We start from the raw sequence: 17,129 nt of genomic DNA, 5'->3' as shown, positions 1-17,129 counted from the left end.
GGAGAATGCTCATGTCGCGTGTTGAACGCCTGTACCACCGCACGGTGACCGGCCTGCTGCTGTTGATTCTGCTGCTGCCGCTGGCGGCGACGCTGGTTTACGCGCTGGCTACCCAGTGGGGCGCCACCATTTTGCCGGACGGTTTTACCCTGAAATGGCTGACGGCGCTGTGGAGCGATTCGCGCTTTTTGCTGGCGCTGTGGCACTCGCTGCTGATCTGCTTTGGCACGTTGCTGCTGTCGGTGGTGGTGATCCTGCCGGCGATGTTTGTGATCGCTTACTACTTCCCCAAGCTGGACGCGGTGATGAACGTGCTGATCCTGCTGCCGTTTGCCGTGCCGCCGGTGGTGTCGGCGGTGGGGCTGATGCAGCTGTTCGCCGCCGATCCGCTGCCGCTGCTCGGCACCCCCTGGATTTTGGTGGGCTGCTATTTCACCATCGCGCTGCCGTTTATCTACCGCGCCATCAGCAACAACATGCAGGCGATCAACCTGCGCGATCTGATGGACGCCGCGCACCTGCTCGGCGCCAGCACCTGGCAGGCGGCGCTGTGGGTGGTGCTGCCGAACCTGCGCAAGGGCGGAACGATCGCCGTGCTGCTGTCGTTTTCGTTCCTGATCGGCGAGTTCGTGTTCGCCAATCTGCTGGTAGGCAGCCAGTATGAAACGCTGCAGGTCTATCTGTTCAATATGCGCAACGGCAGCGGGCACTTCACCAGCGCGCTGGTCATCTCCTATTTCGCCGTGGTGCTGCTCGTCACCTGGCTGGCGAACCTGCTGAATAAAAACAAGGGCTAACCCGATGGCTTATCTCAACGTCACCCGCCTGAACAAACACTATGGCCAGACCCAGGTGTTTCAGGATATCGATTTCACCGCCGAAGAGGGGGAGTTCGTCACCCTGCTGGGGCCTAGCGGCTGCGGCAAATCGACGCTGCTGCGCTGTCTGGCCGGCCTGACCCCGGTCGACAGCGGGCAAATTTTGCTGCAGGGCCAGGATCTGGTGCCGCTGGCGCCGCAAAAGCGCGGCATCGGCATGGTGTTTCAAAGTTATGCGCTGTTTCCCAATATGACGGTGGAAGGCAACGTGGCCTTCGGCCTGAAAATGCAGAAGCTGGCGGCCGGGCAGATCGGCCTGCGGGTGCAGGAAGCGCTGGCGCTGGTGGAGCTGACCGATTTGGCGAAGCGCTATCCGCATCAGCTGTCGGGCGGCCAGTGTCAGCGCGTAGCGTTGGCGCGATCGCTGGTCACTCGCCCGCGTCTGCTGCTGCTCGACGAACCGCTGTCGGCGCTGGATGCGCGTATTCGCAAACACCTGCGCGAGCAGATCCGGCGCATTCAGCGCGAGCTGAACCTGACGGCGATCTTCGTCACCCACGATCAGGAAGAGGCGTTGACCCTGTCGGATCGCATCGTGCTGATGAACAAGGGGCAGATCGTGCAGAGCGGCGATGCGGAAACCCTGTATACCCAGCCGGCGGATGCCTTCGCCGCCGGGTTTATCGGCAACTACAACCTGCTGAGCGCCGAACAGGCCGGCCGCTTGACCGGGCGCAGCTATGTCGGCAAGGTGGCGATCCGCCCCGAGTCGATCGGCCTGTTGCCGGCCGGACAGGGGATCGGCGGGGTGATCCTGGGTCACAGTTTGCTCGGGAATGTGGTACGGTATCGGATTCAGGTTTGCGAGGTAGAATTGCTGGTTGACGTGCTCAACCGTTCGGTGGCCGACCTGCGGCCCGACGGCGCGGAAATTGGGCTACACTTGGAACCTGTTGTATTGCGGGAAGTTGCATGACTTCGCAGCGCGGCGCCGGGGCCTTCCCGCCGCCGCATTAACCCTTCTCTTCTGCGGTCTGCCGCCCGCCCGCTGTCCTGCCAGACCCACGCCCGGCAGGCGGGACCGCGCGCTGTATCCGTCATCCTTTGGCTCGCCTCTCTGCGTCGCGTGACAAGCATCGGGTATCAGCCTCCTTTGGCCGGGCGTTAATGGAGCGTATCTTCCGTGCTGACCCTTCTTCACCTGCTTTCGTCCGTGGCGCTGTTGGTGTGGGGCACCCACATCGTGCGCACCGGGATCATGCGGGTTTACGGCGCCAATCTGCGGCGCGTGTTGAGCGACAGCGTTGAGAAAAAACCGCTGGCGTTCGTTTCCGGCATCGGCGTGACCGCGCTGGTGCAAAGCAGCAACGCCACCGCGCTGCTGGTGACCTCTTTCGTCGCGCAGGGGCTGGTGGGGCTGGCGCCTGCGCTGGTGATCATGCTGGGCGCCGACGTCGGCACCGCGCTGATGGCGCGCGTGCTGACCTTCGATCTTTCCTGGCTGTCGCCGCTGCTGATCCTGGTCGGCGTCTTCCTGTTCCTCAGCCGCAAACAGATGCGGATCGGCCAGATCGGACGCGTCCTGATCGGCCTTGGGCTGATCGTGCTGGCGCTGGAGCTGATCGTCGCCGCCGCCACGCCGATCACCCAGGCGGCCGGGGTGAAAGTGCTGTTCTCGTCGCTGACCGGCGACGTGATGCTGGATGCCCTGACCGGCGCGCTGTTCGCTATCGTCAGCTATTCCAGCCTGGCGGCGGTACTGCTGACCGCCACTCTGACCGCATCCGGCGTGATTTCGCTGAAGGTGGCGCTCTGTCTGGTGATCGGCGCCAACCTCGGCAGCGGCCTGCTGGCGATGATCAACGCCAGCGGCCAGAACGCCGCGGGGCGGCGCGTGGCGCTCGGCAGCCTGCTGTTCAAGCTGGTGGGCTGCATACTGGTGCTGCCGTTCGTCTCCTATCTGGCGGATTTGATGGCCCAACTGCCGGGCGGCAGCGAAGAGCTGGTGATCTATTTCCACGTGTTCTACAACCTGATCCGCTGCCTGGTGATGATCCCGCTGGCCGGGCCGATGGCGACGCTGTGCGAACGGCTGATCGTCGACGAAGCGGCCGACGATCCGCGCATGCGGCCGCGCCATCTGGACGCCAGCGCGCTGGACACGCCGACGCTGGCGTTGGCCAACGCGGCGCGCGAAACGCTGCGCATGGGCGACGTGGTGGAACACATGATGATCCTGCAACGTGAGGTGCTGCACGGTAAGCAGGGGGTCGATAAAGAGGTGCGGCGCCTCGACGATGACGTCGACGTGCTGTACACCGCCATCAAGCTGTATCTGGCGCAGATCCAGAAGGAAGATCTGGGCGAGGAAGACTCGCGCCGCTGGGCGGAGATCATCGAAATGGCGCTCAACCTGGAACAGGCGGGCGACATCATCGAGCGCATGGCCGGCGACGTGGGCGCCAAGTCGCACGCCGCGCGCCGCGCCTTCTCGGCGGAAGGGTTGGCGGAGCTGGACGGGCTGCACGAACGGCTGATCGGCAATCTGCGCCTGGGGCTGTCGGTGTTCCTGTCCGGCGACGTCACCAGCGCCAAGCGCCTGCGCCGTTCCAAGCACCGTTTCCGCATTCTGGATCGCCGCTACGCGCACGCGCACGTCGATCGTTTGCACCAGCAAAACGTGCAGAGCATCGAGACCAGTTCGTTGCATTTGGGATTGTTGGGGGACATGAAGCGCCTGAACTCGCTGTTCTGCGCCGTGGCTTACAACGTGTTGGATCAGGATGCCAAGGACGACGATCGCGACTGGGAAGACACCCCGAGCACGCTGTAAAAAAAACGCCCCCGGTTTTAACCGGGGGCATTGCGTTGGGGGGCGTGTTATTTGCCGCTGAACACCCCGGCTTTGGCGTCCGCTTGCTGAGTTGAAGCATGGCCGCTGGCGAACGGTACGTTGCCGTCAACGCTTTGCTTCGCCGCGCCGCCTAGCAGCCCGCCGATCGTGGCGGCCGCATCGACGCGGCCGCCGCCCTGATAGCGCTGGCCGCTGACGTCCTGCTGGCTGACCTTGCCGCCGCCCAGTTCCACCTTGCCCTGCTGGCTGCGGATCTCGCCGCCGGTCAGTTGGGTTTGGCCGCCGACCTGCAGCGCCACGCCGTTCTTGCCGGTAATCGCCGACTGCTCGCCAACCGCGTTGTTGTTCACCACGTCGGCATTGACCTTGAGGTGCCCCTGGCGACCGGCCGGACCGGTGATGCTGTCTTTCACCGCGCCGCCGACGGTGCGTGCGCCGCGATCCCACAGCGGGCCTTGCGGTTTTTCACCGGTCGGCGTTGCCGGCAGCGTGACTTTGCCGTCGGCCTTGCTGAAGCTGACCGTGCCGGTGGTGTCCTGCTGCGGATCGAGGCGACGTGCCACGCTGTTGTACTTGTCGGTGGTGGCGTCGGCCACTTTGTTTACCCCGGCCTCCAGTTTCTCTTTCACCTTACCGGCGTAGCGCGGCGTGCCCACCTTCGACAGCTTGGAGGTGACGCTGCTGCCCGGATCGTTGCTGTGGCTCAGGCCGGCATCCACATCCACCTTCACGCCTTTCTCAACGTCTTTGCGGCTTTCAATGCGCAGATCGCCGCCCACCTTGCCGTGGACGCTGTCGGCATCGACGCGCGCCCCGGCGAGACGGGTGTCCTTGCCGCTGTTGATCGCCACGTCGCCCGCAGTGATGCCGGCGTTGGCGTGGGTGGTTTTATCCTGCTGTTCCACGCCGACCTTCAGACCAGCCCCCAGCGTATGGGTGTCTTTGCCGGTGTTCGGATCGATCTTGCCGCCGGCGTCCTTATTGAAGGTTTGGCCGCCTCTGGCGTTGGCTTTGATGCCCAGATTCCAGTTGTCCTTATGCTGCTCGTTTTTGGCGGACTCCAGCAGGATGCCGCCGTTTTTCGCCTCGAGCGCGGCGCTGCCGCCGCTGACTTTGGCGCCCTGCAGATGCAGCGCGTCATCACCTTTGCCGTTGGCGGACAGGGTGACCTTGCCGTCTGAGGCGAGAGTGGCGCCCTGGCGTTCTGTCGCGGACTCATTCACCTTGGCGATGTCGAATGCGCCGCCGGCGGAGAGGCTGCCGCCGGTTTTTTCCTTGCTGTCGCTGCTGCTGGCGCCCAGATCAATATTGCCGGACAGCTTGCTCTCCTTACGCGTTTGGGTCGATTCCGCCGCCCACAGCGCGACCTGGTTGCCCGCGCTCAGAGTGACGTCGCCCCGGCTCTTGACGTCGGTGCCCTGCAGCGTCAGATCGCGGCCCGCCTTCAGCTCAACGCCCTGTTGGCCGCTGACGTTGCCGACCTGCGCGGTGCTGCTGCTGCTTTCGCTGTTGTGGGTGCCGCCGCCGAACCCGGCGCCGAAGTTTTTACTGTCGGCGGTGAAACCGCCCTTGGCGGAGGCTTTGACGTTAAAGCCGCTGTGGCTTTCGCTCTGTTTGTCGCTGGCCTGATCAAGATGGATATCGCCGCCGGCGTTGACGGCGGTTTTACCGCTGCCCCCGTTCAGCGCGGTGCCCTGATAGACCGCGTCTTTTTTCACGTTGACGTTGATGCCGTTGGCCGCGTCGATCGAGCCGGTCACCGCCTGGCTCGCGCTGCTGTTGCTGCGCTGAGTGCCGCCTTCGCCCTTGGCGTCCACGGTCAGATCGCTGCCGGTGGTGGTGTAGACGCGCACGCCGGCGCTGCCGCGGGTGTCGCGGCTCTGCTCGTCCTGACGGTTCGCCGCGGCTTCGCTGCGGTGGCTGTCCGCTGTCAGCGTGACCGCGCCTTTGTTGGCTTGATATTGCGTGCCCTGATCGCGCACTTCGCCTTTGGCGTTGATGTCGATGCTGCCGGCTTTCACCGAGCTGACCACCGCCTGCGAGCTGCTGCTGCGTTTTTCGCTGCTGCCGCCCTGTGCGCCGATATCCAGGCCGACGTTAGGCGCGCCGATGCCGCCGATGTCGTTGATGACGCCGGTGGCGTCCAGCTTGGCCGCCTTGCCGACCGCACGCTCGACCGGACGAGTGACGGCGCTGTAATCGACGTTGGCGCCGATGTTCACGCCGACGTCGGTTTTAGTGGTGGTGCTGCTGGTAGTGTCGGCGGCGGCCAGATGATCGACGCCTGCGGCGTTTTCTTGATAGGCGCCGCCGACGCTGTGTTGCGCGCCTTGCTGGGTCAATTTGTCACGGGCGTTGACAGTCAGGTTGCCTTTGACGTCGCTGCCGGAGGTGACGGCCTTGCTGCTCTGCGCCTGCGTTTTGCTGTTCTCGTAACCGGCCTCTACGCCGCTGCCGAGCTTGTCGATGCCGCCGGTGTAGTAGAAACCGCCGCCGACCTTGGTCTGCTCGGTGTTCGAGGTGGTTTTGTCGTCGGCCGCCAGGAACGAAACCTTATTGCCGCTGACGCTGGCGTCGCCTTTGTCGGCGACCAATTTGGAGCCGCTGAAGGTCACGTCCTTATCCGCTTCGAGCTTCACGCTGCCGCCGCTGAGGGTGGCGCCGCGGTTCTCGGTGCGGGTAGTTTTCTCGCTGTCGCGGGTGTGTTCGATGCGTACACCGGCGCGGTATTGCTTGTCGCCGGCTTCTTTGGCGTAGCCGTTGACGGTAAGCGCGGTCTTCTGCTCGTCGATGTTCTGCCGCTGCTCGGCGGCCTTGACGTTGATGTTGCCGGTCTGTGAGGTGACGTTCAGTTCGCCGCCGCTGGCGACCTGGCTGCCGATCACGTCGGTATCCTTACGGCTGACCAGCTTCAGGTTGGTGTCGGACTTCAGTTCGCTGGCGGTACTGCTCTGGTAGCTGTTGTCGGCCTTGTGCGAGCTGCTGGTGATGTTGAACACGGTGCCGGTGCGCGCGTCGATTTTGTCCACGGTAGTGCTCAGCGCGTTGTCGATGCGCAGGCCGCCGTGGGTGGCGGTGACTTCGCCACCTTTCTGGCCGCGAGCCTTGCTGCCGGTGATGGTGACGCCCTGCTGGCCGTTCAGGCGCAGCGTGCCGCCGCTGGTCAGTTCGGAAGCGTGGCTGACTTCGCGGCGGTTGCTGTTGTTCTTGTTGTCACCGCCGCCGATGCCGCCCCAGGAGGTTTTGTCATCGCGCACCGCTTTGGCGTTGGCGGTTTTCTGCACCCCGATCTGGATCTGGTTGTCTGCGTCGATCGTCAGATCGCGCTGGGCGTGAACCCTGGCGCCCTGGGTTGCGACATTGCGGCCGGCTTTCAACGTCAGTTCGCCCTGGCTGCGCAGTTCGCTGGCCTTCAGGCTTTCGCTTTCGTCGCTGCTGCTCCAACTGCCGGTGCGCAGGCTGGAGGTGTGGTTGCGCTGGTAGCCGCGTTCGCTGGACTTATCCTTCTCCACCAGCCCGGCGAGGTGCACGTCGCGCGCCGCTTTGACGCTAAGCGCCCGGTCGGCGCTGACGTTGGCGCCCAGCAGCGTCACGTCCTCCCGTGTGCTGACGAGTTTGGCGTTGCCGCTGGCGGCGACGGTGCTGCCCGCCTGCTGCTGCTGCTCGCGCTCGCGGGTGACGTCGTATTGCCAGGAGTAGAACCAGCGGTTGTCGGTGTGACCTTGGGTTTGCTTCAGCTGTTGGCCGTCGAGCGTCAGCTTGCCGCCCTGCAGGGTAATGTCTTCGCCGCGAATATCGGTGGCGGTAAGGTGCGCGTGATTATCCGCCACCAGGCTGATGTTCTTGCCTTTCAGCTCGGTGCGGGTCAGCTTCTGGCTGCTGCTGCGATCGTTGACGTAGATGCCGCCGCGGTAGTTCTGGTAGTTGTCGCCGCCGTTGCGGTTGCTGCCGGCGTCGTCGACGCGGCTTTCGCTGCGAATGTCGTAGGCCTTCACCTTGAGCTCGTCGCCGGCGGCCAGCTTGCCGGCCAGCTTCACGCCGCTGCCTTGCGCGGTGTTGATGATGTTGATGCGCCCGGCCTGCATGCTGCCGAGGTAGTAGCTGTCCAGCGCGGTCGTCGGTTGCTCGCTGGCCAGCACCTTGCCGTCGCGCGCCACGCGGTTAAGGCCGCTGATGGCGTTGATCGCCGCCGGCGTCACTTTGCCTTTGCGGTGGGTGAAGTCTTGTACGATGACGTCGCCGCGGCTGTCTATCTTCGGCGCGATCAGATCCAGCACGCCGCCGGCGTTCAGGGTGCCGTTGAGGCTCAGGGTGTTGCGGTTGCCCAGGGTGCTGTAACCCTGCAGCAGGCCGTTTTCCACCAGCGGGTTGCCGACCACCAGCGAGGAGCGGCTGGTGTTGATGAACCCGCAGCCCTGGCAACTGATGCCGTTCGGGTTGGCCAGCACGTAGTCGGCCGCCATGCCGAAGATCTCTTGCTGGCCGTGCAACAGCGACGGATTGCGGCCGATCACTTCATTGAGGATCACGCTGGCTTCGCGCCCGCCCAGATTGGGGTTGGCGCCCAGTTGGCCGGCCAACTGCGACAGCCCCGCCTCGCGGGAGTTGTTCAGCACCGCGCCGGGCTGGTTGACGTTGAAGTCCTGATATTGGTTATGCGACAGCCCGTTGCCGTTCGGCGCGACGATGTCGACCACCTGGGCGCCGGTGGCGGCGGTGGAAACGCCGGGGCCGTTGGCGCCGTTGGCCGCGACGATCTCACCGGCGTAGGCGCCGGCGGAAGCGGCGAGAATTATCGCCAGCGCGGCGGCCAGTTTGCCTGCCGCCGAAAGTCTGAAGTTATTATTTTTCATCCATGTATCTCCGTATATTGCCGTGGGGTCCTGCAAAACTGCTGATTAAAAGGTGTAAGAAAAGCGCGCCAGCACCTGAACGGGATCTTCAGGCGTGGCGTGGTTCGACAAAATCCAGCCGCGGCTGACCTCCAGATCGACCAGCGCCTGCCGGTAGCGTAACGTGGCGCCGCTGCTCACCCCGGCGCTGCTGCGCCAGCCCGAGTTGTCCTGACGTGGCAGAATGCGGCCGACGTCGGCGCCAAGGCGCGGCGTCAGCGTGGCGGCACCTAAATTGAAGCTGCGCGACAGCGTGTTCTGCAGATACCAGCCGTTGTCGCCGGACTGGGTGCTGCGGCTGAAGCCGCGCACGGCGCTGCGATCGGTAAGGCTAAGCCACTCCACGCCGGGCAGTGGGTCGCGGCTGTATTGGCCGTAGAACAGGTTGTTGAGCTGATAGGTGGCGTCACCCAGCTTGAGGCGCTGGCTCAGGTTGGCGAACAGCTTGCCCTTGGTGAATTGACTGTCGAGGTGCACCGAACTCGGGTGGCGATCGGCGCCCAGCCAGGGCAGGCCCTGCTCGACGCTGAGGTTGGCGCTGAATACCCCATGGGGCAGAATTTGCAGGTGGCTGGCGCTCAGCTCGGCCAGGGTCAGCGTTGGGCTGCTGACCTCAAGACGCACGCTTTCGAAGTAGTTGTCGATGCGCTTGTAGGTCAACTGGCCGCTCAGGCTGTCTATCTGATCGTGGTCGCGATAAAACACGTAGTCGCTGCGCAGCCCGTACTGTTGAGTCTGACCGTGCAGTTTGACCACGTTGTGCGGCAGCTGCTGGTGGTTCTCATAGGACGAGAAGCTGGCGAACCCGCTGAAGGTGAACGCGCCGTACGGCAGCGAATAGAGCAGGGTGTAGGCGCGATTGTAGCGGTGAGCCGGGTTTTCCAACGTGCTGTTGGCGTTCAGGCTGACGAAGTCCGACAGGCCGAACGGGCTGTCCAGCTTGGCGGTGGCGCGCGCCAGCCACTGGCCGGTGCTTTTCTGGCCGTAATTATCCGTGCCGGCGGTAATCAGCCAGGGCTTGGCGTGCTGATTGCGCAAACGAATGACCGAACCGCCAACCTGGCGGCCGGGTAATATATCCAGCTTGGTGGTATTCGATTGCAAACGATTGGCCTGATCCAATCCTTGATCGAGTTCGGTTAATTTCAGCGGCTTGCCTTCCAGCCCAGGAAATAATAATCGGCTGTTGACCCAGCGATCGCCGCCTTCTATTTTCTCGATAAATCCTTCGGTCACGCTCAGCCCCAATTCCCCCTGCGAATTAGGGCGAACAATTTGCACGCGCGCGGTGATATAGCCTTTTTGCACATAAAGGCGCGTTAATTCGCGGGTCAGGCGATTGATATCGTTGCTGCTGATGCAGTTTTCCGGCAGCGCGCTCAGGGCCGACAAATCGGCCGGCGAGAGCAGGGTAATGCCTTGCAGGTAAACGCCGGCGATCGGCAGGCACTGCGCGGATTGCGGCAGGGCGGGCGCGGCCGGTTCCGGTTCCGCCAGCAGGCGCTGTTGCTTCAGTTGCTGATAGCGGCGCTGTTCAATCAGCTGGTTGACTTCACGCGTGCTGTCTTGCAGCGCGCGGCGTGATTCCCCCATCGACATATCCCGCATCATGTGGGAATCCGGCAGGGTTTCAGCGGAAAGGGCCGTGCTGACCAGCAGCATCAAGGCGGTGATTTTTTTTATCATTGTAATCCATTATGAGAGGCTGCCGGGGCAGCCAGCCCAATCCATGAGGTTAACCACGGGCGACCGACGGCCGGCCCGAAATAATGAGCGACATGCACATTGCGAGGTATCTCGATTTGCCGCAGCAAATAAGACGGTGGGTATAGATCTAAATAATAATTAGGCTGCTTCTTTTTTGGCGGGCAACCCTGGTGACTTAATTAATTAAAAAAAGTGGAGCATCTCTCCCCCTTGCCAACATTATCGGCATGGATAGGAAGAATCTGAATTTTTATTTTTCACGGATGATAGAGGATGGGGGGAATTATGACAATCCGACCAGTGGGAAATACGAAATTTCGCAGAGAAGATCGGGGACGCAAATGTTTGCGTCCCCGCAGGCGGTTTATTTTTTCTTGATGGAGCGTCCGGACCAATAACCCGCCAGCAGAGAACCGGAGAGATTGTGCCAAACCGAGAACAGCGCGCCCGGCAGCGCGGCCAGCGGCGAGAAGTAGATTTTGCCCAGCGTGGCCGCCAGCCCGGAGTTCTGCATGCCGACTTCAATCGCCAGCGTGCGGCAGGTGGATTCGTCGAAGCCGAACAGCTTGCCGCCCCAGTAGCCGCTCAACAGACCGATGCCGTTGTGCAGGATCACCGCGACGATCACCACCAGGCCGACCGAGGCGATGTGGCTTTGGCTGCCCGCCACCACCGCGCTGATAATCGCCAGGATGCACACCATCGACAGCGCCGGCAGCAGCGGTTCAATGCGCTTCACCGTTTGGGTCAGGGTATGGTGGACGATCAGGCCCAGGCCGATCGGGATCACCACGATCTGCAGGATGCTGAGCAGCATGCCCATGATATCGACGCTGATTTCGGCATCGACGTACAGGCGGGTCAACAGCGGCGTGGCGAACACCCCCACCAGCGTCGAGACCGCCGAGATGGTCACCGACAGCGCCACGTCCCCCTTGGCCAGGTAGATCATTACGTTGGACGCGGTACCGCTGGCCACGCTGCCCACCAGCACCATGCCGGCGGACAGATCCGGCGGCATGCGGAACAGCATCGCCAGGATCCAGGCCGCCAGCGGCATGATCAGATAATGCAGGAAGATGCCTGCCGCCACCGGGCCGGGGCGCGCCAGCACGCGTTTGAAGTCGTCGAGCCGCAGCGTGACGCCCATGGCGAACATGATCAGCATCAGCAGCGGGCTGACGTAGGGGCCGATGCCGGTAAAGGTGCTCGGCGTGTAATAGGCGGCGACGGACAGCAGTATCGCCCAGAGGGGGAATAAGCGCGTGAGTATTGCCAGCATGCAGGTTTTCCTTAGCCAGATTGAGAAGGGTGGGTGTGGTTGTGTTTTTTTGCGGGTTCAACAAGCTGAACCCCTGCCGGTTTTGAACGGATTTTTTAGACGCAGGGGCGCAGCATGCTGCGCCCGCAATCAGGGATAATGACTTATTCGAACAGGTTGTGGTGCAGGGTGCGCACCACCTGCTCGGCTTCTTCGCCCGGCACCAGGAAGCACAGGTTATAGCTGCTGGCGCCGTAGCAGATCAGGCGGATGTTGAACGGATCGAGCACGCCGAACACCTCTTTGCCCACGCCGCAGGCCCGTGACAGCTGGTTGCCGATGATCGCCACCAGCGCCAGGTTTTCTTCCACTTCCACCCGGCACAGCGACGACAGCTCGGTCAACAGCGAGGTGGTCAGCAGGCTGCCGCCGACGGAGGTGGCGCCGGTGGTGTCCATGGTCAGCGCGATGCTGACTTCCGAGGTGGTGATCAGATCGACGGAGATATTGTGGCGCGCCAGAATGTTGAACACCTCGGCCAGGAAGCCGCGCGCGTGCAGCATGTTCAGGCTGTGCAGCGTCAGCAGCGTTTGCTTGCGGCGCAGCGCCAGCGCGCGGAACAGCGGCGGGTTTTCGGTGGTGTTGCACACCAGCGTGCCGCCGGCCGCCGGATCCTTGCTGGAGCCGACGAACACCGGAATGTCGCTGCGCACTGCCGGCAGCAGGGTGGCCGGATGCAGCACTTTGGCGCCGAAGGTGGCCATTTCCGCCGCCTCTTCGAAACCGATTTTATCGATGCGCTTGGCTGCCGGCACCACGCGCGGATCGGTGGTGTAGATGCCCGGCACGTCGGTCCAGATATCCACCCGGCCGACGCCGAGCGCCTCGCCGAGCAGCGCGGCGGTATAGTCGCTGCCGCCGCGGCCGAGCGTGGTGGTGCGGCCTTTCGGTTCGCTGCCGATAAAGCCCTGGGTGACCACCAGCGCCTCCTGCAGACGCGGCCGCAACTGCGCCTGCGCCAGTTCGCTGAGCGCGGCGCTGTCCGGCACGGCGCGGCCGAAGTGATCGTCGGTGCGCATCACTTTACGCACGTCGAACCATTCGGCCTGCACGTTGCGGGCGCGCAGGATTTCAACGAACAGCAGGGTGGACATCAGCTCCCCATGGCTGACCAGCTCGTCGGTCAACGCCGTCGAGGTGGCCAGCGACGCGGCCTCCGACAGCATGGCGATGTTTTCCAGCAGGCGGTCTATCTCGTCGCGGATCACCGCAGGTGCCGCGAGGCGATCGAGGATGGCGTACTGGATGCGACGAATTTCATCAAGCTGGTAGTTGCGCTTCTCGGCCTCGCAACCTTCGGCCAGGGCGACCAACAGGTTGGTGACGCCCGCCGAGGCGGACAACACCACCAGGCGGACCTGCGGGTTGGCCAGCACGACGTCGGCGCTGCGGTTCATGGCTTCAAAGTCGGCGACGCTGGTGCCGCCGAACTTGGCTACCACGGTGGAATTCTGGGGTACTGCTTGGTTCATGTAGAAACCTCGTGTCAGGGATGCCCGTTTGGGGGCACTGTAATTCCATAGCCTTGGCACAAGGGGAGAGCGGTAAACAGGGGGCAGGCGTAGAGGTCAGGCTACGATACACCCAGAAGCGCCCCACCTTGTCGATCGCCCTGCGGGCGATCCCCTGGTGACAACCCAGGGGATTCAGCCCCTGTAGTCGATACGATAATGGCCGGCCATTACCCTACCTCGGCGTCGCTCCCCCTCGGGTGCCGTCAACGGAGAAACGGCTCCTCTGACACTCTACCTGGGCGACGCGCCTCTTCTGGCTTGCGCACCGGGTGCGCAAGTAGGCTGTTAGGAATAGCCGGTTATCGTCATTCTGTCAACGTACAGACGGTGAGGGATTTTCATCTTGCACCAGCGCGATAAGCGTACAGGGCATCGCAGGCGTGGAACCGGCGCCAATCGGTTGCAGAGAACCGTCTTCCTTTTGGCTGAATAACGGGATAACGCCCTGATGTTTTTCCAAATACTCCAACCAACCGAAATTTTCGTTCAATTTGGTCGCTTTGATGGTGGCCCCCCTGGCGAGCAGGCTGCTCAGACGGCCGTAGGTGGCTTCCTGATTAAATAAAATTTCGTGCCGGCGGAAACGCGAACTTTCCGCGCTGGCGCCGCGCCCTTTCAACGGCGCCCCCGAACGAATGGCGAACACGTGATCCTCGCCGAAGAGGTGGCCGAAGTGATAGACGGCCAGCGCGTTTTGGTGACGATTGGGCGACAGCGCCAGCACCTGGGCGATATTGCTCAGATCGAGATAGTTCTCGGCGTGTTCGGAGTAGGCGTGGCCATAGTAGGCCGGAATGCCGTCCATGCGCGCCTGACGGTAGTATTCCCAGCTGCTGTCGGTGACGATCACCGGCACGTTCAGCTTGATCAGCGCCTGCGCCAGCATGCGCGCCACGCTGTTGGCGCCGACGATCAGCACGCCGCGCGGTTTCTGCTGCTGCACCCGCAGCCAGCGCGCCATCATGCCGCTGGTCAGGCTTTGCAACACCACGGTGCCGATGATGATGGCGAACACCACGGTCACCAGCCGGTCGGCACCCTGATAGCCACTGCGCTGCAGCGTCAGCGCGAACAGCGAGCTGACCGCCGCGGCGACGATGCCGCGCGGGGCGATCCAGCACAGCAGCAGCCGATCGCGCCAGTGCAGGGAAGAGCGCCAGGTCGACACCGCGATGCACAGCGGCCTGGCGATGAACTGCACCGCCAGCAGCAGCAGCAGCAGCGGCCAGCCCATGTTCCACAGCGCCTGGATGTCGAGCCGCGCCGCCAGAATGATAAACAGCGCCGAGATCAGGATCGCCGACAGCTCTTCTTTGAACGCCAGAATATCGCTGGTGTCCACGTCGCGCATGTTGGCCAGCCAGATACCCATGACCGTGACGGTCAGCAAACCGGATTCGTCGGCGATGGCGTTGGAAACGCCGAAGGCGGTCAGCATGATCGCCAGCACCGCCAGGTTCTGCAGGTAGCGCGGCAGCCAGACGCGGCGCAGCGCCAGGCCGAGCAGGTAGCCGAACAGCGCGCCGGCGATCAGGCCGACGGCGGCGGTCACGCCCAGCGTCCAAAACAGGTGGGTATAGGATTCCGCATTCTGCTTCAGCACGATGAACTCGAACACCAGCAGGGTGAAGATGGCGCCGACCGGATCGATGACGATCCCTTCCCAGCGCAGCACCTGGTTGATATTAGCGTTCGGCCGCACGACGCGCATCAGCGGGGCGATCACCGTCGGCCCGGTCACCACCGTCACCGCGCCGATCAACGCCGCCAGCTCCGGCGGGAAATCCAGCAGCCACCAGCTGGCGAGGCTGATGACCAGAAAGGTGACCAGCATGCCGACGGTGACCAGATTGCGCACCACGCCGCCAAGGCCGCGAATTTCCTCGAAACGCAGCGTCAGCGCCCCTTCGAACAGGATGATCGCCACCGACAGCGACACCAGCGGAAACAGCAGATCGCCAAACAGCAGATCCGGCTGCACCAGATGCACCGTCGGGCCGAGCACGATGCCGAACAGCAGCAGCGGCAAGATGGCCGGCAGGCGCAGCAGCCAGGCCAGCCACTGCGCCAGCAGCGACGCCAGGCCGATAAGCACCAACATGAGTGGGGCGGATAATTCCATAAGCGAGATCCCTTTCAAATGACGAAATAAGCGACGATGACACAGCCTGATGACAATTCGGCAACCCCGATAACAGGCCGTTAGCCAAAAGTATAGAGTGAAAGCTGAAACGAGGCGGCAATGCGTTGACAGTTAGCGCCTATCGCAAGAAAAGCGATCATAATCACAGTCGAACAGGCTACAATCGGACAAACGCGTCATTTTTATTCTCAAGCCTAAGAGTGTTGCTATGAAAAATATCAATCCTAGTCAAACCGCTGCTTGGCAAGCCCTGCAGCAACATTATGCACAGATGAAAGACGTACGGATCGCCGACCTGTTCGCCGAGGACAGCGATCGTTTCTCCAGGTTCTCCGCGACCTTCAACGATCAAATGTTGGTGGACTATTCCAAGAACCGCATCACGCAGGAAACCCTGGAGAAGCTGCAGGCGTTGGCGAAAGAAACCGATCTGCAAGGCGCCATCAAATCGATGTTCGCCGGTGAGAAGATCAACCGCACCGAAGATCGCGCGGTGCTGCACATTGCCCTGCGCAACCGCAGCAACAGCCCGATCCTGGTCGACGGCAAAGACGTGATGCCGGAAGTGAACGCGGTGCTGGCCAAGATCAAACAGTTCTGCGCGCGCGTCATCGGCGGCGAGTGGAAAGGCTACACCGGCAAGCCGATCACCGACGTGGTGAACATCGGCATCGGCGGTTCGGATCTCGGCCCTTACATGGTGACCGAAGCGCTGCGCCCTTATAAAAACCACCTGAACATGCACTTCGTCTCCAACGTTGACGGCACCCACATCGCCGAAACGCTGCAGCCGCTGAACCCGGAAACCACGCTGTTCCTGGTGGCGTCCAAAACCTTCACCACTCAGGAAACCATGACCAACGCCCACAGCGCGCGCGACTGGTTCCTGAGCAGCGCCGTCGATCAACAACACGTGGCCAAGCACTTCGCTGCGTTGTCCACCAACGGCAAAGCGGTGGCCGAGTTCGGCATCGATACCGACAACATGTTCGAATTCTGGGACTGGGTCGGCGGCCGTTACTCGCTGTGGTCGGCGATCGGTCTGTCGATCGCGTTGTCCATCGGTTACGACAACTTCGAGCAGCTGCTGAGCGGCGCGCACGCCATGGATAAGCACTTCGCCGAAACGCCGGCGGAGAAAAACCTGCCGGTGCTGCTGGCGCTGATCGGTATTTGGTACAACAACTTCTTCGGCGCCGAAACCGAAGCCATTCTGCCGTACGATCAGTACATGCACCGTTTTGCCGCTTACTTCCAGCAGGGCAACATGGAATCCAACGGCAAGTACGTCGATCGCAACGGCAATCCGGTGGATTACCAGACCGGCCCGATCATCTGGGGCGAGCCGGGCACTAACGGTCAGCACGCGTTCTACCAACTGATCCACCAGGGCACCAAGCTGGTGCCGTGCGATTTCATCGCGCCGGCCATCAGCCATAACCCGCTGGGCGATCACCACGCCAAACTGCTGTCCAACTTCTTTGCCCAGACCGAAGCGTTGGCGTTCGGCAAGTCGCTGGAAGTGGTGGAAGCCGAGTTCGCGGCGCAGGGTAAAACCCCTGAGCAGGTCAAACACGTGGCGCCGTTCAAAGTGTTTGAAGGCAACCGTCCGACCAACTCGATCCTGCTGCGTGAAATCACCCCGTTCAGCCTGGGCAGCCTGATTGCGTTGTACGAGCACAAGATCTTCACCCAGGGCGCAATCCTGAACATCTTCACCTTCGATCAGTGGGGCGTGGAGTTGGGCAAACAGCTGGCCAACCGCATCCTGCCGGAACTGGCGGGCAGCGAGAAAATCAGCAGCCACGACAGCTCGACCAATGCGCTGATCAACCGCTTCAAGGAATGGCGCTAATCGCCTGATCTGAGCCAATAAAAAA

At 62.5% G+C, this 17,129-nt stretch carries 9 protein-coding genes and 1 riboswitch; of the genes, 4 read left to right on the top strand and 5 right to left on the bottom strand.

The features are described 5' to 3' along the window. Positions 1–11: 11 nt before the first annotated feature. The 3 genes from SERRSCBI_RS21475 (at position 12) to SERRSCBI_RS21465 (ending at position 3,651) form a co-directional block, all read left to right on the top strand. Complete coding sequence (locus tag SERRSCBI_RS21475; RefSeq protein WP_033644383.1) at positions 12–797, top strand: ABC transporter permease; 786 nt, start codon at positions 12–14, stop codon at positions 795–797. 4 nt (positions 798–801) lie between these two features. After that, positions 802–1,794 carry an ABC transporter ATP-binding protein gene (locus SERRSCBI_RS21470; protein WP_042785475.1) on the top strand — a complete coding sequence of 331 codons (993 nt, stop codon included), beginning with the start codon at positions 802–804 and terminating at the stop codon, positions 1,792–1,794. A gap of 207 nt (positions 1,795–2,001) precedes the next feature. After that, the gene (locus SERRSCBI_RS21465; RefSeq protein ID WP_033644385.1) at positions 2,002–3,651 is read left to right on the top strand and encodes a Na/Pi cotransporter family protein; all 1,650 of its coding nucleotides are present in this window, start codon (positions 2,002–2,004) and stop codon (positions 3,649–3,651) included. 47 nt (positions 3,652–3,698) lie between these two features. Here SERRSCBI_RS21465 and SERRSCBI_RS21460 read toward each other — a convergent pair whose 3' ends face one another. The 5 genes from SERRSCBI_RS21460 to SERRSCBI_RS21440 all read right to left on the bottom strand — a co-directional run bounded on the left by SERRSCBI_RS21460 (position 3,699) and on the right by SERRSCBI_RS21440 (position 15,228). Next, positions 3,699–8,525 carry a hemagglutinin repeat-containing protein gene (locus SERRSCBI_RS21460; protein ID WP_042785474.1) on the bottom strand — a complete coding sequence of 1,609 codons (4,827 nt, stop codon included), beginning with the start codon at positions 8,523–8,525 and terminating at the stop codon, positions 3,699–3,701. Positions 8,526–8,570: 45 nt separating this feature from the next. Continuing rightward, positions 8,571–10,250 (bottom strand): ShlB/FhaC/HecB family hemolysin secretion/activation protein, encoded by a 1,680-nt coding sequence (locus tag SERRSCBI_RS21455; RefSeq protein ID WP_042785473.1) that lies wholly within the window; start codon positions 10,248–10,250, stop codon positions 8,571–8,573. Between the two features lie 385 nt (positions 10,251–10,635). After that, the gene (gene panS, locus SERRSCBI_RS21450) at positions 10,636–11,553 is read right to left on the bottom strand and encodes a ketopantoate/pantoate/pantothenate transporter PanS (protein WP_042785472.1); all 918 of its coding nucleotides are present in this window, start codon (positions 11,551–11,553) and stop codon (positions 10,636–10,638) included. 143 nt (positions 11,554–11,696) lie between these two features. After that, complete coding sequence (gene lysC / locus SERRSCBI_RS21445) at positions 11,697–13,064, bottom strand: lysine-sensitive aspartokinase 3 (RefSeq protein ID WP_042785471.1); 1,368 nt, start codon at positions 13,062–13,064, stop codon at positions 11,697–11,699. Between the two features lie 108 nt (positions 13,065–13,172). Further along, a riboswitch (Lysine riboswitch) is annotated at positions 13,173–13,367 on the bottom strand. 52 nt (positions 13,368–13,419) lie between these two features. After that, complete coding sequence (locus SERRSCBI_RS21440) at positions 13,420–15,228, bottom strand: sodium:proton antiporter (protein WP_004936687.1); 1,809 nt, start codon at positions 15,226–15,228, stop codon at positions 13,420–13,422. 229 nt (positions 15,229–15,457) lie between these two features. On the opposite strand from SERRSCBI_RS21440, the gene pgi reads away from it, so the two are divergent. Beyond that, positions 15,458–17,104: a glucose-6-phosphate isomerase gene (gene pgi, locus SERRSCBI_RS21435; protein ID WP_033651205.1), complete on the top strand. Its 1,647-nt coding sequence runs from the start codon at positions 15,458–15,460 to the stop codon at positions 17,102–17,104. Positions 17,105–17,129 lie beyond the last annotated feature (25 nt).

Source organism: Serratia sp. SCBI (assembly GCF_000747565.1).
GTDB lineage: Bacteria > Pseudomonadota > Gammaproteobacteria > Enterobacterales > Enterobacteriaceae > Serratia > Serratia ureilytica.
The sequence above is the reverse complement of the archived record's forward strand: the minus strand, read 5'-3'. Positions and strand labels throughout refer to the sequence as shown.

Bases quoted from the DNA above. Each gene is read 5' to 3' on its own strand.
- SERRSCBI_RS21475 (WP_033644383.1), top strand. From the start codon at position 12: ATGTCGCGTGTTGAACGCCTGTACCACCGCACGGTGACCGGCCTGCTG.
- SERRSCBI_RS21440 (WP_004936687.1), bottom strand. From the start codon at position 15,228: ATGGAATTATCCGCCCCACTCATGTTGGTGCTTATCGGCCTGGCGTCG.
- SERRSCBI_RS21460 (WP_042785474.1), bottom strand. From the start codon at position 8,525: ATGAAAAATAATAACTTCAGACTTTCGGCGGCAGGCAAACTGGCCGCC.
- panS (WP_042785472.1), bottom strand. From the start codon at position 11,553: ATGCTGGCAATACTCACGCGCTTATTCCCCCTCTGGGCGATACTGCTG.
- lysC (WP_042785471.1), bottom strand. From the start codon at position 13,064: ATGAACCAAGCAGTACCCCAGAATTCCACCGTGGTAGCCAAGTTCGGC.
- pgi (WP_033651205.1), top strand. From the start codon at position 15,458: ATGAAAAATATCAATCCTAGTCAAACCGCTGCTTGGCAAGCCCTGCAG.
- SERRSCBI_RS21455 (WP_042785473.1), bottom strand. From the start codon at position 10,250: ATGATAAAAAAAATCACCGCCTTGATGCTGCTGGTCAGCACGGCCCTT.
- SERRSCBI_RS21470 (WP_042785475.1), top strand. From the start codon at position 802: ATGGCTTATCTCAACGTCACCCGCCTGAACAAACACTATGGCCAGACC.